This window comes from Sphingomonas sp. KRR8, assembly GCF_023559245.1.
Taxonomy (GTDB): Bacteria; Pseudomonadota; Alphaproteobacteria; order Sphingomonadales; family Sphingomonadaceae; genus Sphingomicrobium.
Genome location: NZ_CP097462.1, coordinates 2,111,325 through 2,130,139 on the forward strand (window position 1 = coordinate 2,111,325; position 18,815 = coordinate 2,130,139).

Sequence of the window (18,815 nt, forward strand, 5' to 3'; positions counted from 1 at the left end):
CTCAGAAATCCCAGGCGATGCCGTTCTTTTCCCAGTCGCCATAACGGGTTGGCTCCGGGCGCGGCTTGTCGCCGGCGGGCGGACCGGCTGGCTCCGCCAGGTCGGGCGCCGGAACCGGCGGCGACTTGCTGAGGTAGGCGGGCGGGTCGAGGTGCTTGGGCCGCTTCATGACAAGGCAGATGGGCGATGAGTGGCGCCGCGCCAAGAGGGACCGAAGGCCTAAGTGAGCGGCGAGCGGCGCTGCAACTGCTCGATGCGGTGCTGCGCCGTGGCCAGACGCTCGACAGTGCCGCGCAGCGGCTGGCGGGTGACGATCGCGCCCTGGCCCTTGCCATCGCCGGTGAGACGCTGCGCCGCCTGCCCGAACTGGACGCCCTGATCGACGGCGCGACGCGCCTGCGGCTGGCCGACGACGCCAAGGCGCGCATGGTGCTGCGCCTTGCCCTTGCCCAGAAACTGGCGATGAACGTGCCCGACCACGCATTAGTCGCCACCGCGCTGCCGCTGGTCGACGGCGGACCGAGGCGGTTGGTCCACGGTGTCCTGGGCACCCTGTTGCGGCGCGGGTTGGAGGCGAGCGACGCTCCTCATCTCCCTGCGGCGGTTGAAGAGCGCTGGACCGCTGCGTGGGGCGACGAGGTGGTGGCGGCTGCGCGCCGCGCCATCGTCCGGCGGCCGCCGCTCGATCTCAGCTTTGCCGACGATGCGGCTGCCCAGGAGTTCGCGGCGGATAATGAGGGGGTCAGCCTGGTGACGAACCACGTCCGCCTCAGCGGCGGTGCGCCCGTACAGCTATTGCCCGGCTTCGGTGAAGGCGGCTGGTGGGTGCAGGATCTGGCGGCTTCGCTGCCGGCACGACTGATCCCGCGCGATGCTGCCACGGTGCTCGACCTCTGTGCCGCCCCGGGCGGCAAGACGATGCAGCTGGCGTCACGCGGTCACCATGTCACTGCCGTCGATCGGTCGGAAAGTCGTCTGGCACGACTTTCCGAGAATCTGCACCGGACCGGCCTTGAGGCCGAAACAATGGCGTCGGAAGCCATGGCCTGGGGCCGCGGCGACTATGACGCCGTGCTGCTCGACGCGCCTTGTTCGGCGACCGGCACGTTTCGCCGCCACCCCGAGGTGCTGTACCGCGCCGGGCCACGCATCATTGCCGACAGCGCCGTGCGTCAGGCTGAGCTGCTGGCCCATGCGGCCAGCCTGCTGCGGCCCGGCGGCACATTGGTCTACGCGGTCTGCTCGCTGGAGCTGGACGAGGGAGAGGAGATCGTCGCCGCTCCGCCCGCAGGCCTCGCCATTGACCCGATCAGTCCAGATGAACTTCCGTCCGGCATCGCCCCGCACGAGCGCGGCTGGTTGCGCGTTTTGCCCGGAATGCTGGAGAAAGAAGGCGGATTGGACGGCTTCTTCATCGCCCGGCTTGTCCGCGGCTAGGGACAACGTCTAATCGGCTCCATGGTCCGCATCGCTCCCTCCATCCTGTCCGCCGATTTTGCCCGCCTCGGCGAGGAGGTTCGGGCGATCGACGAGGCGGGGGCCGACTGGATCCACATCGATGTGATGGACGGGCATTTTGTCCCCAACCTCACCATCGGGCCGGCGGTGGTTAAGGCGCTTCGCCCGCACAGCGCCAAGCCGTTCGACGTGCACCTGATGATTTCGCCGGTGGATCCGTTCCTCGACGCCTTCGCCGACGCGGGCGCCGACATCATCACCGTCCACCCGGAAGCAGGGCCGCACCTTCACCGGACCATTCAGCGCATCAAGGGCCTCGGCAAGCGGGCCGGCGTCTCGCTCAACCCCGCTACTCCCGCCAAAATGCTGGATTATGTGCTGGACGAGCTCGACCTTGTCCTCGTCATGAGCGTCAATCCGGGCTTCGGCGGGCAGAAATTCATTTCAAGCCAGCTCCGGAAGATCGAGGCCATTGCCAAGCGCATCGCCAAGGAAGGTCTCACCTGTGAGCTGGAGGTCGACGGCGGCGTTGATCCCACGACGGCCCGCCAGTGCATCGACGCTGGCGCAACGGCGCTGGTCGCCGGAACTGCGGCCTTCACCGGCGGCCCGGAGCGGTACGCTGCCAACATTGCTTCCCTTCGAGGCCCCGCGTGAGCAGCGCGGGCGGAGTCGACCGGCTCGGCCGCCCGCCCGTTCTGCGGCGGCTGTTCGGCCGCAACAAGCCGCCGCTGCGGCTTGCCGCGGTCCCGCGAGACCATGTTCATGGTGATCGCGCCCGCGGTGACCAGTTGCTCGGCGGCAAGCTCATCCGCGGCACCGACATGCTCACCCTGCCGGACGTCGACTTTGCCGCGATTGGCACCATGTCGCCGCTTGCACGGGAGTTGCAGGGCTTTTCATGGCTTCGTGACCTGTCGGCCGCTGCCTCCCGTGAGAAGGGTGCCCGCCTCGCCGAAGCGGTCGCTGCCCGCTGGCTGGTGGCGCATGGCGGCAAGGTCGACGCGGCCTGGACGCCGCCGCTGTGGGGCGAGAGGTTGCTGTTCTGGACCGCCTACGCCCCTTACCTCCTGTCGAGCAGTGACGCCGGCTATCGTTCGGCCCTGCTCAACACGATGGCGCGCGGTGCCCGCCACCTGGCGGTCAACGCCGACCAGTCGCCACCTGGCCTGCCCCGGATCACGGCCTGGGCAGGCCTGACCGCCGGCGCGCTGCTGCTCCAGGGGCAGTCGAGCCGGGTCGCCCGAGCCGAGGCCGGCCTGACCCGCGCCCTTGCGACCGGCCAGTTCGACGATGGTGGGCTGGTGTCCCGCTCCCCCGCCGAGCAGGCGCTGCTGGTCGACCGGCTCGGCCTGCTGCACGCGGCTTATCATGCCGCCAAGCAGGCGATGCCGGACGCGCTAGACAATGCCGCAACGGCCGCGCTCGCGGCCCTGCACGGGGTCACGATGGGCGATGGCGCGCTTGGCAGCTGGCAGGGCGGCAACCCTGGCGAAACCGCCCGTATAGCGGCCCTGATCGAAGGCTGCGGCCTGCGTGCCCGTCCGCTTCGGCAGGCGCGCGGCTGGGGCTATCACCGGCTGACAGCGCTTGGCACCATCCTCGTGATCGATGCCGCACCCCCGCCGCCTACGCGGATGGCGCGGATCGGCTCGGCCTCGACGTTAGCCATGGAGCTGAGCGACGGGCCGCAGCGGCTGGTCGTCAACTGCGGTGGGCCAGGCCTCCTGCCCACCAGCCTTCCGGCTGAGCTGGCGCAGGCCCTGCGCACCACCGCCGCGCACAGCACGCTCACCCTGTCGGACACCAACTCCACCGCCATTCTCCCCGACGGCAGCCTCGGCACAGGCGTTAGGGACGTCACCCTCGACCGCCGCGACGATGACGAGTTCACCCGCCTCGAGGCCAGTCACGACGGCTACGTCCGCGGCTTTGGCCTGATCCACAGCCGCGGCGTCATGCTGGCGAACGACGGCAAGGAAGTGCGCGGCCTCGACCGGCTGCTGCCAAAAGGCCGCAAGAAGATCCGCGACGCTGCGTCCTATACGCTGCGCTTCCACCTCGCGCCCGGGGTGGAAGCGGTTGCCACCGCTGACCAGATGGGCGCGATCCTTCGCTCGCCCGGCGCGCCCCCGTGGAACTTCCGCTGCAAGGGTGCCCGCCTGGAAGTGGAGGAAAGCGTGTGGGTGGACGGTACGGGCCGCCTCGCCTCCTGCCTTCAGCTGGCGATCACTGGCGAGGTTTCGGCGCTGGGCGTCGACATTGGCTGGCAATTCCGCCGCTCATCCTGACTTTGAACTGACCGAGGACCACCATGACCGATCTCGTGCCCATCCGCCGGGCGCTCCTCTCCCTTTCCGACAAGAATGGCCTTGATGAGCTGGCCGCGGCGCTGATCCGTCACGGCGTCGAACTGGTCTCGACTGGTGGCACGGCCGCGCGGTTGCGGGAGCTTGGGCATCCGGTTCGCGACGTGTCGGACCTCACCGGCTTCCCCGAGATGATGGACGGGCGGGTCAAGACGCTTCATCCGAAGGTCCATGGCGGCCTCCTCGCCGTTCGCGACAATGCGGAGCATCAGGCCGCGGCGGCCGAGCATGGCATCGCCCCGATCGACCTGGTCGTCGTCAATCTCTACCCCTTCGAGCAGACCGTCGCCCGCGGCGCCCCGCGCGACGCAATCATCGAGAATATCGACATCGGCGGACCGTCGATGGTCCGCTCGGCCGCCAAAAACCACGCCCATGTCGCGATCCTGACCGACCCGACCGACTATCAAGCGCTGGTCGGTGAACTGGACGCGCATGGCGGCAGCACCTCGCTTGCCATGCGGCGGCGGCTGGCGGGCAAGGCGTTCGCACTGACCGCGGCTTACGACAGCGCCATCGCCAGCTGGTTCGCCTTCGCCGATCAGGGTCAGGCGTTCCCCGCTACTCTGCCGCTCGCGCTCACCAAGTCGGCGGAGCTGCGCTATGGCGAGAACCCGCACCAGTCCGCCGCCCTTTACCTGCCGCAGGTGCGGAGCGTCGCTGGCGTCGCCGGCGCGCGCCAGATCCAGGGCAAGGAACTCAGCTACAATAATCTGAACGACGCCGACGCGGCGCTCGAGCTCGTCTCCGAATTCCGGGATGGCCCGCCCGCCTGCGTGATCGTCAAGCACGCCAACCCCTGTGGAGTGGCGCAAGCCGACTCTCTGCTGGGTGCCTATACGTCCGCGCTGCAGTGCGATGACGTGTCGGCTTTTGGCGGCATCGTCGCCGTGAACCGGTCGCTCGACGCGGAAACCGCGCGGGCCATCACCGGTATCTTCACCGAGGTGGTGATCGCGCCGGACGCCGACGAGGAGGCCGTGGCGCTGTTCGCGGCCAAGAAGAACCTTCGGCTGCTGCTGGCCGGTGCCTTGCCCAATCCCCGCCGGCCGGGGCTCCAGCTCAAGACCATTGCGGGCGGCGTGCTGGTGCAAAGCCGTGACAATGGCGTGATCGCACCCGGTGACCTGCGTGTCGTCACCAGGCGCGAGCCGACCGCGCAGGAGGTGGCCGACTGCCGCTTTGCCTGGACGGTCGCCAAGCACGTCAAGTCGAATGCGATCGTCTATGCCAAGGACGGCGCGACCGCAGGGATTGGCGCGGGCCAGATGAACCGGCGCGATTCCGCCCGGATCGCCGCCGTGAAGGCGCGCGAAGCCGCCGAAACCCACGGCTGGGCCGAGCCGCGGACCGTGGGTTCGGCGGTGGCCAGCGATGCCTTCTTCCCATTTGCCGACGGCCTGCTGGCGGCGGCCGAGGCGGGGGCGACAGCGGTGATCCAGCCGGGCGGCTCGATGCGGGACGAGGAAGTCATCCGCGCCGCCGACGAGGCCGGGCTGGCGATGATCTTCACGGGGATGAGGCACTTCCGGCACTGAGGAGCCGAGCACAACGACGTCGGCCACCGACGAGCCGCGGATTTACGCCGCGGCCCCGGGTCTACCGAACCACGTCGCCGCTGGTCCCTGGCGCCGGAAGCTCTGCTTCGCGCAGCTCCAGTTCCTCGATGTCGGCCTTGCGCATCCGGAACAGTTCGCGGTCCTCGGGCCCGAAGCCACGAAGCCAGATCACCGCGCCAAAGGTCGCCAGGATCGCCGGAATGCCGAGCCCGAGTTCCAGCCACTCGGGCAAGCGGATCGCCAGTTCACCGACCAGCGTGGCGGCGGCGGCTGCCCACACCAGCGGCCAGCGCCAGCCGCTGACCGGTGCTCCCAGCAGCCGGGACGCCAGCGATGCCTTGGTGACGGCCGCGAACACGAGCGCCACCGCAAGCGCGATCGCCGGCGAGGTCGCCTGCCAGTTCGGCGGCCAGCCTAACCGGCGCATGATCAGGATGAACACGACCGTCAGCACCGCCTGCAGGCCCAACATGATCAGCGACAGCAGCATGTTGCGCTTGCGCGCGATGTAGATCAGCGCCGCCTCGCTGGTGGTGGCGGTTGCCGCCACGACTTCGGCGGCGAGCAGGAAGGCCAGCGCCGCGGTGCCGGCCACGAAGTTCGGTCCGACCAGCCCCATCACTGCCTTGCCGGGAATGCAGAGCGCCAGGCCCACGGCGGCCTGTGCGGCGATCACCCAGAAGCCGACCTGCCGAACTTGCCTGGCCACGCCCAGATAGTCGCCTGAGGCGACATTGTTGGCGATGACCGGGCTCAGGATCGGATCGAAGCTGGTCTTGAGCTTGGACGGCAGCGAGGCAACGTTCTGGGCGACGTAATAGATGCCCACCATATAGGGTGTCGCGAACAGGCCGAGGATGGCGAGGTCGATGCGGCGGCTGCCCCACTCCACCGTGTCGGCGGCGGCGACCGGCAGGTAGCGGCGCGCGATGTGCCAGGCTTCGCCCGGGTCGGGCCGCCAGCCGCGGGCAAAGCCATAGCTGCGCAGGAACGGGATGGCCGACGCGACCACCGCGCCCAGCATCGACAGCGCATAGGAGATGATCAGTCCGTCGCGCTTGGAGATGAAGGCGAAGGCCAAGGCCGCGCCACTGATGATCCACGGCTCGACGATGGCTCGTGCGCGGACGGTGGCGCCGACGTCGTGGCGGTAGGCCAGCGCCGCCAGCATGATGTCTGACCAGGCCAGCGCCAGCACGGCCAGCGGCAGCAACCACTCCAGCCCGTGGATCTGCGAATTGGGAAACATCGCCTCCGGAAAGACGAACAGGATGCCCATCCCGATGGCCGAGCCCAGCGCGGCGACCAGCAGCGCATCCCAGGCCACGCAGGCATGATCCTTGTCCGTCTCGCTCAACTGCTGTGCCAGCCCGCGCTTGAGGCCCAGCGTCGAAAGCTGGGCGGCGAACTCGACGATCAGCACCGCATAGGCAAAGCGGCCAAGCGCTTCGGCGCCATACATTCGCCCGGCGATGAACAGGAACGGCAGGCGCGCCGCCAGGCGAAGCACGAAGCCGAAGAAGTTGATCCGGCCGCCCCGAGCCAGCGCGGCGAGGTCCGCGCTTGGCGCCTGCGGTTCCGCGTCCGTCGCCGCGGTCAATGCGCTTCGCCCCAGTGGGCGCCATGTCCGACATCGACGTCGAGCGGGACAGTCAGCTTGACGGCCGGCTCGGCGGCCTCGCTCATCACCCGCCGGATGACGGCGGCGGCCTCCTCCTCCTGTCCCTGCGGTACTTCGAACACCAGCTCGTCATGGACCTGCAGGAGCATCCGAACCTTGGGCAGCCCGGCATCGCGCAGCGCCGGCGTCATTCGCGCCATCGCCCGCTTGATGATGTCGGCGCTGGTGCCCTGGATCGGTGCATTGATGGCCGCCCGTTCGCTGCCCTGGCGCTGGTTCATCTGGCTGGAGCGGATGTTCGGAAAGTGGGTCTTGCGCCCGAACAGGGTGCGGGTGAAGCCGTGCTCGCGAACGAAGCTGAGCGTGTCGCCGATATAGTTCTGGATCCCGGGGAAGCGCTCGAAATAGCGGTCGATGATGACCTTGCCTTCATCCTTCGAGATGCCCAGCCGCCCCGCCAGTCCCCACGACGAGATGCCGTAGAGAATGGCGAAGTTGACCGTCTTCGCCTTGTTGCGGGCGTCGCGGTCGGACGATCCGAACAGCTCTTCGGCCGTCATGCTGTGGATGTCCGCCTTGTCGAGGAACGCCTCGCGCAACTGCGGAACGTCGGCGATGTGCGCCGCCAGCCGAAGCTCGATCTGGCTGTAGTCGGCGCTCATCAGCACATGGCCCGGCTCGGCAATGAAGGCGTCGCGGATCTTGCGACCGATCTCGGTCCGGATCGGAATGTTCTGCAGGTTGGGATCGGTCGAGCTCAGCCGTCCGGTCTGCGCCGCGGCCAGGCTGAAACTGGTGTGGACCCGGCCGGTCTCCGGATTGATCTGCGCTTGCAGCGCGTCGGTGTAGGTGGTCTTCAGCTTCGTCAGCTGTCGCCACTCCAGCACCAGCGTCGCGCAGCTGACGCCTTCGGCGGCCAGCCGTTCCAGCTCATTGACGTCGGTGGAGTAGGCCCCGCTCTTGCCCTTGCGGCCGCCCTTGAGGCCCAGCCGCTCGTAGAGCACCTGGCCCAGTTGCTGGGTCGAGCCGATCTGGAACGGCCCGCACGCCGCTTCATAGACACGCTCTTCGAGGCTCGCGATTTCGGTGGCGAAGGTCTTGCTGAGCTCGGCCAGATACTCCCGGTCGACCTTGACGCCCTCACGCTCCATGCAGCCGACCACCCGAACCAGCGGCTTGTCGACGCTCTCATAGACACGCGTGACATTCTCGGCGGCGATGCGGGGCTTGAGGCGCTGCCATAGCCGAAGAGTGATGTCGGCATCCTCGGCGGCATATTCGGTGGCGCGGTCCAGCGGCACCTTATCGAAAGTGATCTGGTTCTTGCCGGTCCCGCACACCGCCTTGAAGCTCAAACACTCATGCTCGAAGTGCAGCTTGGCAAGCTCATCCATCCCATGCCCGCTGCGGCCGGCATCGAGGTCAAAGCTCATCAGCATGGTGTCGTCGACCGGCGACAGCTCGATCCCGTGCTTGGCGAACATCACATAATCATATTTGAGGTTGTGCCCGATCTTGAGCACGGCCGGGTCCTCGAGCAGCGGCTTCAGCCGGTCGAGGACCAGCTGCAGCGGCAACTGCTGCGGTGCCTCGGCGAACATGTCGAGGCCACTGTGCCCGACGGGGATGTAGCAGGCCTGGTTCGGTCCGGTCGCGAGACTGACGCCCGCCAGCCGCGCCACGATGCAATCGATGCAGTCGGTCTCGGTGTCGACCGCGATGAAACCCTGCGCGCGCGCCGCCGCGATCCAGCGGTCGAGCGCCTCCTCGGTCGTTACCGTCTCATACTTCGACCGCTCGATGTCGATCGCTTCGGCCGGCGCCGGTCCGCTGGCGCGGTCGGGCAGGCTGCTCATGCTTGGCCGCGCCGCGCCGCTGCTGCCGGTCGCTACCGGTGCCCCGCCACCGCCGACCATCCGGTTCAGAAGGGTCTTGAACCCCTGGTCCTCGAGGAATTCGCGCAACGGCTCCTTGGGGATTCCGGTCAGCGCCAGCGCTTCCAGCGGCTCGGGCAGATTGGCATCGCACTTCAACCGAACCAGCTCGCGGCTCAGCCGGGCACTGTCGGCATGCTCGATGAGGTTCTGGCGCAGCTTGGGCTTCTTGATCCCGTCGGCGGCGGCGAGCACGGCTTCGAGATTGCCATGCTCCTGGATCAGCTGGGTGGCGGTCTTCGGCCCGACGCCCGGAACGCCCGGCACATTGTCGACGCTGTCCCCCATGAGGGCGAGCACGTCGCCGACCAGCTCCGGCCCGACCCCGAACTTCTCGATGACATAAGCGGTGTCGATCCGGCGGTCGTTCATCGTGTCGAGCATGTCGACCGAGCCGTCCTCGATCAGCTGCATCAGGTCCTTGTCGGAGCTGACGATGGTCACCTTCCACCCGGCCTCGCGCGCGGCGGTGACGTAGCAGGCGATGATGTCGTCGGCCTCGAGCCCTTCTTCCTCGATGCAGGGGATGGAAAAGGCGCGGGTGGCGGTGCGGATCAGCGGGAATTGCGGGACCAGGTCTTCCGGCGGCGGCGGACGGTGGGCCTTGTACTGGTCGTACATCTCGTTGCGGAACGAGGACGAGCCCTTGTCGAGGATCACGGCCATGTGGGTCGGCCCGTCGGCCTTGTTGAGCCCGTCGGCCAGCTTCCACAGCATGGCGGTGTAGCCATAGACGGCGCCCGACGGCTGCCCGTGCCGGTTGGTGAGCGGGGGAAGCCGATGATAGGCGCGGAAGATGTAGCTCGACCCGTCGACAAGGTAGAGGTGTGGCTGGGGCGTATCGGACATGAAGCGCCCGATGTAGCAGCCTTGGCCCTCAAATCCACCGCAGCCGTTCCCCTTTGCTTGCCACGCCGCCCGTCCCGGCCAATGATGGTCCGGCAAGGAGGGCCGCACGATGACCGTCGAAGTCTGGCTTCAGCTCATCCAGACGGTCGCCGTCGTGGTCGGGATCGGCTTCGGACTGATCCAGCTCCGTCAGCTTCGCCACCAGCGCGAGAGCGCCGCCGGGAACGAGCTGCTCCGCCTGCTCCAGGCGCCCGACATGGCCGACACCGTGCTGTTCCTCCACCAGCTTCCCCACGACCTCGACAGCGCGGCGTTGCGCCAGCGGCTGGGCGACCGCTTCGGCCCGGTGATGAACCTCCTCGCCATGTTCGAAAGTCTCGGCCCCTTGGTCGCGCGGGGCCACGTTCCGCTCGACATGTACGCCGAATATTATCGCGGCCCGACCCTGCTGTGCTGGGTCAAGCTCCACCGTTACGTCGAGGAGCAGCGGGCCGCGGGCTGGCCGACCCTGTTCGAATGGGTCGAGTGGCTCGCCGACCGGATGCGTGAGCGGGTCGGCGCCGCCGACGACCTCCTCGCCGCGCAGCGCTTCGGCGCCTGGCGCTCGCCGCGCGACTTCGACCGGCTCGCCCGGCGCGGCGGCTGAGGCCGCCCCCTTGCACGACGGCGCCCGCGCGGCGACAGGCGGCGCGGCGTGACCGACCTCTTCCCCCTCCTCCTCAGCTTCGGCGCGGGCCTGCTCGGCGGGGCGATGAACGCTCTCGCCGGCGGCGGTACCTTCGCCACCCTGCCCGCGCTGATCGCGCTGGGGCTGCCGGCCAACATCGCCAATGCGACCTCCAACCTGGCGCTGCTGCCCGGTGCGGCGACCAGCGCCTGGTCGTTCCGCAAGGAGCTGGCGCCCGTCGGCGGCATCTCCGTCAGGCGGCTGGCCATCATCACCTTCGCCTTCGGTCTCGTCGGCAGCCTGTTGCTGGTGCTGACCCCCACCCGCACCTTCGACCTCATCATCCCCTGGCTGCTGCTGTTCGCGTTCCTAGTCATGCTGTTCGGGCAGCGGGCCGCCGATTGGCTCCACGCGCGGGTGACGATCGGCCGCCGCACCCTGATGGCGACGCAGGGGCTGCTCGGCGTCTACGGCGGTTACTTCGGTGGCGGCGTCGGGCTGATCACCACCGCGGTCTATGGGCTGCTGGCGAACATCCGCCCACGCGAGCTGTTCGCCATCCGCACCCTGATGCTGGCCATCGCCAACCTCGCCGCCGCCTTCATCTTCATCGGCTTCGGCATGATCGACTGGCGTGCCTGCCTGCCGATGCTGGCCGGCGCGGTCGTCGGCGGATGGCTCGGCGCGGTGATCGGCAAGCGCCTTCCGCCCAGGGCGGTGCGCGGCTGGACCCTCCTGGTCACCGCGGCGACGACGATTGTCTTCTTCGCCCGTGCCTACCGCTGAACGTCTGGACAGGCGGCGCGGCAAGGCCGATGCTCAGCCCATGTCCGAGAAGTTCGAACGCCATAAGCAGCCCTGGACCCAGGAAGAGCTCGAAAAGCTCCATCGCCTCGCGGTCAAGGGCATGGGCCTGAAAGCCATCGCCAAGGCGCTGACCCGGAGCGAGGAAAGCACGGAGAAGCAGGCCAAGTCGCTCAGGCTGAAGATCGCCAAGCTGCGCTGAACGAATGTCTGCTTTCGACCCATTGCGGACGTTCAGCAGGCATAGCAGGATGCTGGCATGGCGATGTGGCGCGACGGCCTGAGCAGACTGCGCACGGCGTGGGCAAACGTCGGTTCACGCCGTGACCGCATCCCGAGCGATGTCCTTGAACAGCTTCCGCTAGCCGACATTCAGAAGGTGACATTCTACAAACGAGACGAACTCACCACCGATTTGATTTGCTGCGACGTAGATGCTCGTGGGCAAACGTGGTTCTTCCACGAAGAGGCTGAAGGTTGGGAAGAGTTCCTGCGCTACTTGGAGCGCCTGCCGACCTTCCGGAAGGACTGGTATGAAGCCGTAGTCCACCCGCCCTTCGCAGCTAGCGAGCTTGTCGCATTTGAGAGGCGTTAAGATGTCCGCTTTCCACCCAAATGCGACATTCCGGTTGAGCGTCTGAGTTCGACCGCTTGCGGACATTGAGTGGCGAGATAGATTGGTGTGTGCTTCGACTCAGTCGCCTCCTGTTCGTGATGATGTTTGGTGTGGTTGCCGCCTTGCTGATCATTGCCAACCCGGAAGCTCATTTTTTGAGAAGCCTTTGGTTCCTCATCGCGTCGGTCGGCGGGCCGTGGCTCGTCTGGGATTTCGCCAGAAAGCTCTACACTGCGGCCATGGAGGGCTACTTCGATACGGACCTCTATGGGAGAGCGCACCGAGATACTGAGCGAAGCCTCTTCAGGAACAATCTGATCGCCCATATCGCCCTGCTTCCCATAATCACGAGCGGTGTCTTTTTGATATGGCTGAATGCTCTCGACGCTATCCAGATAGCAAAATGACGAATGTCCGCTTTCCACCCAAAGCAGACATTCCCGCTGGCGCCTTGAACAATAGGATTCCGGCTGCTTGGCTCAGGACGCGGAACGGACACTTCTTTGACAATCAAGCAAAGCCGGGCGCGCGTTCGAAGCGGGAACTTCGCCGTGCCGCAGGTCACACGGCGGAAACATCGCCATCATGTCACACGGGTGCGCGGAGGGCGGAATTCGGCGGAGGTTTCCGCGAATGGCTGTCGGAGAACGGCCCGCACCACGGAAACTTCGTGATCCGAGTTCGCCTTAGGGAACCAGTACCGTGTCCTTCGCCTGCGCCAGCACCCGGGGGTAGTCGAGGTTGAAGTGCAGCCCGCGGCTCTCGTGGCGGTGAAGGGCGGAGCGGATGATGAGGTCGGCGACTTCGACGAGGTTGCGAAGCTCGATCAAGTCGGGGGTAACGCGGAACTTGCCGTAATAGTCCTGCACTTCCTGGCGCAGCATGTCGACGCGGCGCTTGGCGCGCTCCAGCCGCTTGGTGGTGCGGACGATGCCGACGTAATTCCACATGAAGCGGCGGATCTCACCCCAGGTCTGGGCGATCACCACTTCCTCGTCACTGTTGCTGACCCGGCTTTCGTCCCAGTCACGCAGCGCCGGGACGGGCGGAAGCTCATCCCAGCGGGCGAGAATGTCCCGTGCCGCCGCCTCGCCATAGACCAGGCACTCGAGCAGGGAGTTGGAGGCCAGGCGGTTGGCGCCGTGAAGGCCGCTTTCCGTGACCTCGCCCGCGGCATAGAGTCCCGGCGCGTCGGTTCGGCCGTCCATGTCCACCACCACGCCGCCGCAGGTGTAGTGCTGCGCCGGCACCACCGGGATCGGCTCACGAGTGATGTCGATGCCGAGGCCGAGCAGCTTCTGGTAGATGTTGGGAAAATGCGCCTTCACGAAATCGGGTTCGCGATGGCTGATGTCGAGGTGGACATATTCCAGGCCGTCGCGCTTGATCTCGCTGTCGATCGCGCGGGCGACCACGTCGCGCGGCGCCAGTTCGCCCCGCTCGTCATAGTCGGGCATGAAGCGGTGGCCGGTCTGCGGGTGCTTGAGCAGGCCTCCCTCGCCGCGCACCGCCTCCGTGATCAGGAAGTTCTTGACGGTGAGGTTGTAGAGGCAGGTCGGGTGGAACTGCATCATCTCCATGTTGGAGACGCGGCAGCCGGCGCGCCACGCCATGGCGATGCCGTCACCCGTCGCGCCGCGCGGTGCGGTGGAATAAAGGTAGGTCCGGCCGGCACCGCCGGTGGCAAGCACGGTCGCGCGGGCCGTCAGCGTCTCCACCTTCCGGGTCTGGCGATTATAGGCGTAGAGGCCGTGGACCGTGCCGTCGGTCGAGAAGCGGGCGGCGTTGCGCCCGGTGACGAGGTCGATGGCGACTATGTCGGGCACCAGCGTGATGTTCGGGTGGGCCGCCGCCGCCCGCTCCAGCGCCTTCTGCACGGCGTGGCCGGTCGCGTCGGCGACATGGACGATCCGCCGGTGGCTGTGCCCGCCCTCCCGGGTCAGATGGAGCGCGCCGCCTTCTTCCGCGAAGGGGACCCCGAGTTCGATCAGTCTGGCGATCGCGGCGGGCGCACTGCTGACAACATGCTCGACTACCTTGCGATCGTTGAGCCCGGCGCCGGCGATCATCGTGTCCTCGACATGGGCGTCGAAGCTGTCGCCTTCCTCCAGCACGGCGGCGATGCCGCCCTGCGCCCAGTCGGTCGCGCCGTCGCTCAGCGAGCCCTTGGCGATAACTCCGACCGTGCAATGCTCGGCCAGGTTCAGCGCCGCCGTCAGCCCCGCCGCGCCGGAGCCGATGACCAGCACGTCGAACGACTGGCTCACGCCTGCCGCACGAGGCTGAGGAAAACGTCCTCGAGATCGGGATCACGGGTGACGACGTCGACGATGCCGAGCCCCTGGGCGCCGAGTGCGCCAAGCACTTCGCCGGCGTTCACCCGGTCCTTGCGGTAGGTGATGGTCAGCTGGCGCTCTCCCGACACCTCGATCTGCTCGAAGCAGGGCGCCTCGGGTGCCGTCATGACGTCACGGTCGACGGTGACGACGACCTTCTTCTCCTGCGCGCGGCCGACCAGGGTGCGGGTCGGCTCGTTGGCGATGACCTGGCCGTGGTTGATGATCGCGATGCGGTCGCACAGCTCCTCGGCTTCCTCGAGGTAATGGGTCGTGAGGACAATGGTGACGCCCTGCGCGTGAAGTTCGCGCACATAGTCCCACAATTGCTGGCGAAGCTCGACGTCGACGCCGGCGGTGGGCTCGTCCAGCACCAGGATGGGCGGCGAATGGACCATCGCCTTGGCGACCAGCAGGCGCCGCTTCATGCCGCCCGAAAGGGTGCGCGCATAAGCGTTGGCCTTGTCGGTCAGCCGCATGGCGGCGAGCAAGGCGTCGCTGCGGCGTTCCCGCGCCGGAATGCCGTAGAGGCCAGCCTGGATCTCCAGCGCCTCGCGCGGGGTGAAGAAGGGGTCGAACAATATCTCCTGCGGCACCACGCCGATCGACAGCTTGGCGTTGCGCGGGTGCTCGTCGATGTCGAAGCCCCAGATGTCGACGGTGCCCGATGATTTCACCACCAGGCCGGCAAGGATGTTGATGAGGGTCGATTTGCCCGCGCCATTGGGACCGAGCAGCCCGAAGATCTGTCCGCGCGGGACCTCGAAGCTGACGCCGTCCAGCGCTCGCTTGCCGCCGGCGTAGGTCTTGCACAGCTGGTCGATCCGGATTGCCGCGTCGGTCATGGGTGAAGCCACTAGCGGCTTATTGAAGGCAGGCAAGCGAGGGGCTACCTCGGAAAGATGTCAGCTATCCCCCCGCCAGAAACCTTCCGCGTCACCACCAACGCCGTGTCCTGCGACGGCGGCGGTGAGGTCGCCCCTGCGCTTGGTCACCCGCGCGTCTTTCTTCGCATCGATGAAAAGGGCTTCGTGGAGTGCGGTTATTGCGACCGCCGTTTCGTGCTGGTCGGCGGCCCTGCGGACGATCAGGCGACCGCAGCGTGACGCTGCACGACCCGCGCCGATTCCTCTACCGCGAGGCGCTTGATCCGGATGAGGCCAAGCGGCTGGTGGCCCGGCATCTCGCGGCTTGCGACGATGGCGAGCTCTATTTGCAGTATCGCAGCTCGGAGGCGTTCGGCTTCGACGACGGCCGGCTGAAGACCGCCGACTACAACACCGGTGGCGGGTTCGGCCTGCGCGGGGTGAGCGGCGAAACCACCGCCTTCGCCCATGCCAACGAGATCAGCGCCGCGGCGATCGAACGAGCGGCCCAGACGCTTCAGCTGCTCGATCCGGCCAAGGGCGCGAGGGCTGCGCCGCCCGCCCGCACCAACCAGCGCATGTACGGCGAGGAAGACCCGCTCGGCCTTATTCCGTTCGCCCGCAAGGTCGAGCTGTGCCAGCAGATCGACGCCGCCGCCCGGGCTCGCGACCCGCGCGTGGCGCAGGTCAGTGTCGCCCTGCAGGGCAGCTGGTCCGTGGTGGAAATCGTGCGCGCCGACGGCTTCGTCGCCACCGACGTGCGCCCGCTGGTCCGCCTGAACGTGTCAATCGTCGCCAAGCAGGGCGACCGCCGCGAGATGGGCTTTCACGGGCTCGGCGGCCGCTACCTCTACGACCGGCTGTTCGATCCGGCGATCTGGAACCGCGCGATCGACATCGCGCTGGCCCAGGCGCTGACCAACCTGGAAGCGGTGGACGCGCCGGCGGGCGAGATGACGGTGGTGTGCGGCCCCGGCTGGCCTGGCGTGCTGCTGCACGAGGCGGTCGGCCACACGCTGGAAGGCGACTTCAACCGCAAGGGGACCAGCACCTTTTCCGGCCGGCTCGGCGAACGAATTGCGGCACCTGGCGTCACCGTCGTCGACGACGGTGCGATGGGCGAGCGGCGCGGCTCGCTGACCATCGACGATGAAGGCACGCCGACCGGCCGCACCACGCTGATCGAGGACGGCATCCTGGTCGGCTATCTGCAGGACCGGCTCAATGCCCGCCTGATGGGGGTCGAGCCGACCGGCAACGGCCGCCGCGAAAGCTTTGCCCATGCGCCCATGCCGCGGATGACGAACACCTTCATGCTCGGTGGTCAGGACGATCCGGCGGAACTGCTCGGCCGGGTCAAGGATGGCATCTATGCCAATAGCTTCGGCGGCGGACAGGTCGACATCACCAGCGGCAAGTTCGTCTTCAGTTGCACCGAGGCCTATCGCATCCGTGGCGGTAAGCTGGCCGAGCCGCTCAAGGGCGCGACGCTGATCGGCGATGGGCCGACGGTGCTGACGCGGGTCAAAGGAATCGGCAACGACCTGGAGCTGGATGAGGGTGTCGGCATCTGCGGCAAGGGTGGCCAGTCCGTCCCTGCGGGCGTCGGCCAGCCGACCCTGCTGATTGATGGCCTGACCGTCGGCGGCACCGCCGCTTGATCCACCGCTCGGCCGACTGGAGCGAGCGGGTGCTCGCCTTCTGGTTCAGCCTTGATCCGGCGCAATGGTTCAGGACTGACGAGGTACTCGATCAGCAGTTGCGGCGCCGCTTCGGCCGGGTTCATGCGGCTTTGCGCGACTGCCCGCCGGAGAGTTTCCTGGACTCGCCGCGCCGCGCGCTGGCGGCCGTCATCCTGTTCGACCAGTTCCCTCGTAACCTCTTTCGTGGCTTGCCGGAACAGTTCGCGACGGACCCGCTGGCCCTCGCCATCTCACGCGACGCTATCGCGCTTGGGCACGACCGTGACCTGAACCTGGACGAGCGAACCTTTCTCTACATGCCTTTCCAGCACAGCGAGGTCCTCGCCGACCAGGAGCGCGCGCTGGCGCTGTTCGAGACGCTCGGCGATCCCGAGCGGCTCGACTTCGCGCGGCGACACCATGACGTCATTGCGCGCTTCGGCCGCTTCCCGCACCGCAATGCCGCGCTTGGGCGGGCCTCAACGCCAGCGGAGCTCGCGGCAGGACCGGTGGAGCCGTTCTGACATGAGCCTGGTCGAGCTCGCTCGCTACGAAAGCCAGATCACGGCGGATCTGGCACGGCTGACGCTGGAGCGGGCGGGGATTGACGCCGTGCTGTTCGACAGCGCGATGCACGGCTACATCGGGGTCGGCTGGCTGATGCCGGTGCGGCTGATGGTGCTGGATGGCGACCAGGACGAAGCCTGGGCGATCCTCAGAGCAGATGGTCTACTGCCCCCAGGCTGAACCCGGCGTTTCGGGCCCTTTCCTCAAGCTCTGCCTTCGGTACTCCCTCCTCGCGACACGCAACCGCCCAAGCCAGGGTCGAGCGCATGCCAGAGCGGCAGAACACCAGCAGCTTGCCGTCGCCGGCCGCATGCATCGCCTCGCGCATCGCCTCGACATGGTTCGGGCCCATGCCCCGGTCGATGGGAACGTGGCGGTAATCCAGTCCGGCGGCGCGCGCGGCGGCTTCGATCTCGTCGCTCGTCGGCTGACCGGCGTCCTCATGATCGGGGCGATTGTTGACCACCAGGGTCACGCCCGCTTGCTTGGCCTTGGCGAGGTCCTCCGGTGCGATCTGCCCCGCCACGAAAGTCTTGGCGTCAAGCTGCTTGAACATGGTCGGGCCCCGTCACCACTGCATCCGCCTTGGTGCTACGCGCATCCTCTGTTTGGCGCCAGCGCATCCGGATCAATTCGCTGGTCTCGCGGCTGCCGTCGTGGCTCCAGCCTGGTTCCTTGAGCAGATAGCCGAGTTTCGCGTGCCATGGTGCGTGCCACAGGTCGTGCGCGATGCCGACCCACTCATGCACCGCCGCCCACAGGATGTTGAACGATCCGAGCTGCTTGACGATGCCATAGCGCGGACGCTCATCGTCGCGCTCGGGCTCGAAGGTGCCGAGCAGGCGATCCCAGACGATGAACACGCCGGCATAATTGCGGTCGAGGTAGCGCGGGTTGACCGCATGGTGGACGCGGTGGTGCGAGGGCGTGTTCATCACTGCCTTGATCCATCGCGGGCAGCGCCCGACGACCTCGGTGTGGATCCAGAACTGGTAGATGAGGTTGAGGCCGGCGCAGAAGAACACCATCGCCGGCGGGAAACCGATCAGGAACAGCGGTAGGCGGAAGGCGAAGGCGAGGCTGAAGAAGCCGGTCCAGGTCTGCCGCAGCGCGGTCGACAGGTTATAATGCTGGCTCGAATGGTGGATGACGTGGCTCGCCCAGAACCATCGCACCCGGTGCGCCGAGCGGTGGAAGAAGTAATAGAGCAGGTCGTCGGCCACGAAGCAGAGCGCGAACGCCCACCAGCTCCACGGTACGGTGACCAGCCGGAACTGCCACAGCCAGCTCGCCACCGCGAAGATCGCGCCGACCGACAACGACCCGGCGACCGTGCTGCCGAGACCCAGCGCGAGCGAGGTCAGCGTATCGCGCGGACAGTAGCGCCGGCGATCGCGAAGGCGCGCGACGACCATCTCGGCCAGCACCAGCAGGATGAAGCCGGGAATCGCATAATCGACCGGTTTGGGCAGGTCGGGCATGGCCGC

The 18,815-nt window shown here is 67.3% G+C and carries 20 protein-coding genes; 13 read left to right on the top strand and 7 right to left on the bottom strand.

Annotated features, from left to right (window positions below; all coding sequences use genetic code 11):
- Nucleotide 1 precedes the first annotated feature (1 nt).
- Nucleotides 2-169 carry a DUF1674 domain-containing protein gene (locus M8312_RS10625; protein ID WP_250117664.1) on the bottom strand — a complete coding sequence of 56 codons (168 nt, stop codon included), beginning with the start codon at nucleotides 167-169 and terminating at the stop codon, nucleotides 2-4.
- A 17-nt stretch (nucleotides 170-186) separates the two neighbouring features.
- Here M8312_RS10625 and M8312_RS10630 point away from each other — a divergent pair, with 17 nt between their 5' ends.
- The 4 genes from M8312_RS10630 to purH are packed head-to-tail and all read left to right on the top strand — an operon-like array spanning nucleotide 187 to nucleotide 5,365.
- A complete protein-coding gene (locus M8312_RS10630) occupies nucleotides 187-1,437 on the top strand; it encodes an RsmB/NOP family class I SAM-dependent RNA methyltransferase (protein WP_250117665.1) in 1,251 nt (416 codons plus the stop codon).
- A 21-nt stretch (nucleotides 1,438-1,458) separates the two neighbouring features.
- The gene (gene rpe, locus M8312_RS10635) at nucleotides 1,459-2,115 is read left to right on the top strand and encodes a ribulose-phosphate 3-epimerase (RefSeq protein WP_250117666.1); all 657 of its coding nucleotides are present in this window, start codon (nucleotides 1,459-1,461) and stop codon (nucleotides 2,113-2,115) included.
- Nucleotides 2,112-3,749: a heparinase II/III family protein gene (locus M8312_RS10640; protein ID WP_250117667.1), complete on the top strand. Its 1,638-nt coding sequence runs from the start codon at nucleotides 2,112-2,114 to the stop codon at nucleotides 3,747-3,749. Before rpe ends, M8312_RS10640 begins: the two co-directional genes overlap by 4 nt.
- Nucleotides 3,750-3,772: 23 nt before the next feature.
- Entirely contained in the window at nucleotides 3,773-5,365 is a 1,593-nt protein-coding gene (gene purH / locus M8312_RS10645; RefSeq protein WP_250117668.1) for a bifunctional phosphoribosylaminoimidazolecarboxamide formyltransferase/IMP cyclohydrolase, read from the top strand.
- 61 nt (nucleotides 5,366-5,426) lie between these two features.
- On the opposite strand, the gene M8312_RS10650 is transcribed toward purH, so the two are convergent.
- Nucleotides 5,427-6,986 carry a lipopolysaccharide biosynthesis protein gene (locus M8312_RS10650; protein ID WP_250117669.1) on the bottom strand — a complete coding sequence of 520 codons (1,560 nt, stop codon included), beginning with the start codon at nucleotides 6,984-6,986 and terminating at the stop codon, nucleotides 5,427-5,429.
- Nucleotides 6,983-9,790 (bottom strand): DNA polymerase I, encoded by a 2,808-nt coding sequence (gene polA, locus M8312_RS10655; RefSeq protein ID WP_250117670.1) that lies wholly within the window; start codon nucleotides 9,788-9,790, stop codon nucleotides 6,983-6,985. Before polA ends, M8312_RS10650 begins: the two co-directional genes overlap by 4 nt.
- Before the next feature lie 109 nt (nucleotides 9,791-9,899).
- Here polA and M8312_RS10660 point away from each other — a divergent pair, with 109 nt between their 5' ends.
- The 5 genes from M8312_RS10660 to M8312_RS10680 all read left to right on the top strand — a co-directional run bounded on the left by M8312_RS10660 (nucleotide 9,900) and on the right by M8312_RS10680 (nucleotide 12,284).
- Entirely contained in the window at nucleotides 9,900-10,436 is a 537-nt protein-coding gene (locus tag M8312_RS10660) for a DUF4760 domain-containing protein (RefSeq protein WP_250117671.1), read from the top strand.
- Between the two features lie 48 nt (nucleotides 10,437-10,484).
- The gene (locus M8312_RS10665) at nucleotides 10,485-11,243 is read left to right on the top strand and encodes a sulfite exporter TauE/SafE family protein (RefSeq protein WP_250117672.1); all 759 of its coding nucleotides are present in this window, start codon (nucleotides 10,485-10,487) and stop codon (nucleotides 11,241-11,243) included.
- A gap of 40 nt (nucleotides 11,244-11,283) precedes the next feature.
- On the top strand, nucleotides 11,284-11,463 hold the full coding sequence (locus M8312_RS10670) for a hypothetical protein (protein WP_250117673.1): 180 nt from the start codon (nucleotides 11,284-11,286) through the stop codon (nucleotides 11,461-11,463).
- Between the two features lie 57 nt (nucleotides 11,464-11,520).
- Nucleotides 11,521-11,856, top strand: a complete 336-nt coding sequence (locus M8312_RS10675) for a hypothetical protein (RefSeq protein ID WP_250117674.1) — start codon at nucleotides 11,521-11,523, stop codon at nucleotides 11,854-11,856.
- A 116-nt stretch (nucleotides 11,857-11,972) separates the two neighbouring features.
- Nucleotides 11,973-12,284: a hypothetical protein gene (locus M8312_RS10680; RefSeq protein WP_250117675.1), complete on the top strand. Its 312-nt coding sequence runs from the start codon at nucleotides 11,973-11,975 to the stop codon at nucleotides 12,282-12,284.
- Nucleotides 12,285-12,563: 279 nt separating this feature from the next.
- On the opposite strand, the gene nadB is transcribed toward M8312_RS10680, so the two are convergent.
- Nucleotides 12,564-14,144, bottom strand: a complete 1,581-nt coding sequence (gene nadB, locus M8312_RS10685; RefSeq protein ID WP_250117676.1) for an L-aspartate oxidase — start codon at nucleotides 14,142-14,144, stop codon at nucleotides 12,564-12,566.
- Nucleotides 14,141-15,058 carry an ABC transporter ATP-binding protein gene (locus M8312_RS10690; RefSeq protein ID WP_250117677.1) on the bottom strand — a complete coding sequence of 306 codons (918 nt, stop codon included), beginning with the start codon at nucleotides 15,056-15,058 and terminating at the stop codon, nucleotides 14,141-14,143. The genes nadB and M8312_RS10690 overlap by 4 nt, the downstream gene beginning before the upstream one ends.
- Nucleotides 15,059-15,115: 57 nt before the next feature.
- On the opposite strand from M8312_RS10690, the gene M8312_RS10695 reads away from it, so the two are divergent.
- From M8312_RS10695 to M8312_RS10710, 4 genes are read left to right on the top strand one after another with little or no spacing between them, the layout of a single operon-like run.
- Entirely contained in the window at nucleotides 15,116-15,319 is a 204-nt protein-coding gene (locus M8312_RS10695; protein ID WP_250117678.1) for a zinc-finger domain-containing protein, read from the top strand.
- The gene (gene tldD, locus M8312_RS10700; RefSeq protein WP_250117679.1) at nucleotides 15,316-16,740 is read left to right on the top strand and encodes a metalloprotease TldD; all 1,425 of its coding nucleotides are present in this window, start codon (nucleotides 15,316-15,318) and stop codon (nucleotides 16,738-16,740) included. Before M8312_RS10695 ends, tldD begins: the two co-directional genes overlap by 4 nt.
- Nucleotides 16,737-17,285 (top strand): DUF924 family protein, encoded by a 549-nt coding sequence (locus tag M8312_RS10705; protein ID WP_349773282.1) that lies wholly within the window; start codon nucleotides 16,737-16,739, stop codon nucleotides 17,283-17,285. Before tldD ends, M8312_RS10705 begins: the two co-directional genes overlap by 4 nt.
- 1 nt (nucleotide 17,286) lies before the next feature.
- Nucleotides 17,287-17,508 (top strand): putative signal transducing protein, encoded by a 222-nt coding sequence (locus M8312_RS10710; RefSeq protein ID WP_250117680.1) that lies wholly within the window; start codon nucleotides 17,287-17,289, stop codon nucleotides 17,506-17,508.
- Here the strand turns inward: M8312_RS10710 and M8312_RS10715 are convergent.
- Together M8312_RS10715 and M8312_RS10720 are read right to left on the bottom strand one after the other, a co-directional pair.
- Nucleotides 17,477-17,884 carry a protein tyrosine phosphatase family protein gene (locus M8312_RS10715; protein WP_250117681.1) on the bottom strand — a complete coding sequence of 136 codons (408 nt, stop codon included), beginning with the start codon at nucleotides 17,882-17,884 and terminating at the stop codon, nucleotides 17,477-17,479. The genes M8312_RS10710 and M8312_RS10715 overlap by 32 nt on opposite strands.
- Nucleotides 17,868-18,809: a sterol desaturase family protein gene (locus M8312_RS10720; protein WP_250117682.1), complete on the bottom strand. Its 942-nt coding sequence runs from the start codon at nucleotides 18,807-18,809 to the stop codon at nucleotides 17,868-17,870. The genes M8312_RS10715 and M8312_RS10720 overlap by 17 nt, the downstream gene beginning before the upstream one ends.
- Nucleotides 18,810-18,815: the final 6 nt, after the last annotated feature.

What these genes read in the sequence shown, in the direction of transcription:
- M8312_RS10625 (WP_250117664.1), bottom strand. Translation starts at nt 169, where the DNA reads ATGAAGCGGCCCAAGCACCTCGACCCGCCCGCCTACCTCAGCAAGTCG.
- M8312_RS10630 (WP_250117665.1), top strand. Translation starts at nt 187, where the DNA reads ATGAGTGGCGCCGCGCCAAGAGGGACCGAAGGCCTAAGTGAGCGGCGA.
- rpe (WP_250117666.1), top strand. Translation starts at nt 1,459, where the DNA reads ATGGTCCGCATCGCTCCCTCCATCCTGTCCGCCGATTTTGCCCGCCTC.
- purH (WP_250117668.1), top strand. Translation starts at nt 3,773, where the DNA reads ATGACCGATCTCGTGCCCATCCGCCGGGCGCTCCTCTCCCTTTCCGAC.
- polA (WP_250117670.1), bottom strand. Translation starts at nt 9,790, where the DNA reads ATGTCCGATACGCCCCAGCCACACCTCTACCTTGTCGACGGGTCGAGC.
- M8312_RS10660 (WP_250117671.1), top strand. Translation starts at nt 9,900, where the DNA reads ATGACCGTCGAAGTCTGGCTTCAGCTCATCCAGACGGTCGCCGTCGTG.
- M8312_RS10670 (WP_250117673.1), top strand. Translation starts at nt 11,284, where the DNA reads ATGTCCGAGAAGTTCGAACGCCATAAGCAGCCCTGGACCCAGGAAGAG.
- M8312_RS10675 (WP_250117674.1), top strand. Translation starts at nt 11,521, where the DNA reads ATGGCGATGTGGCGCGACGGCCTGAGCAGACTGCGCACGGCGTGGGCA.
- M8312_RS10690 (WP_250117677.1), bottom strand. Translation starts at nt 15,058, where the DNA reads ATGACCGACGCGGCAATCCGGATCGACCAGCTGTGCAAGACCTACGCC.
- M8312_RS10695 (WP_250117678.1), top strand. Translation starts at nt 15,116, where the DNA reads ATGTCAGCTATCCCCCCGCCAGAAACCTTCCGCGTCACCACCAACGCC.
- M8312_RS10710 (WP_250117680.1), top strand. Translation starts at nt 17,287, where the DNA reads ATGAGCCTGGTCGAGCTCGCTCGCTACGAAAGCCAGATCACGGCGGAT.
- M8312_RS10715 (WP_250117681.1), bottom strand. Translation starts at nt 17,884, where the DNA reads ATGTTCAAGCAGCTTGACGCCAAGACTTTCGTGGCGGGGCAGATCGCA.
- M8312_RS10720 (WP_250117682.1), bottom strand. Translation starts at nt 18,809, where the DNA reads ATGCCCGACCTGCCCAAACCGGTCGATTATGCGATTCCCGGCTTCATC.